Below are 313 nucleotides of genomic sequence, written 5' to 3' on the forward strand. Positions count from 1 at the left end.
TATAAGTGAAGCATTGACGATCCTCTCTAATGATTCTGATATGATCGCTAAAAAAACAGTTTATGAAAAACAGAATGAAGAAAAAGTGGCGATTCAACGTAAAGAAATGATGGAAAAAGCAAAAAAAAATCAAGAGGTAACAGTAGAGAAATCCGTTATAATTGTTCAAGATGATACCTACAAATCTTTATATCCCGATATGATTCAAGTCATTAGTCGAAACAATACAGAGAAAGTGATAAGAAATATGACGGTATCTATGGTAGGATTTGATTCTAACGGGCTTCCTATAAAGATTAAACGTCAATATGGA

1 protein-coding gene is annotated in these 313 nt (G+C 31.9%); it reads left to right on the top strand.

The window, feature by feature from the left end; all coding sequences use genetic code 11:
* Positions 1 to 40 precede the first annotated feature (40 nt).
* Positions 41 to 313 (top strand): DUF5780 domain-containing protein (locus tag ACNPNW_RS04925; protein WP_448766623.1); only part of this gene is annotated, 273 nt, incomplete at its 3' end.

This window comes from Acinetobacter endophylla (assembly GCF_053543775.1).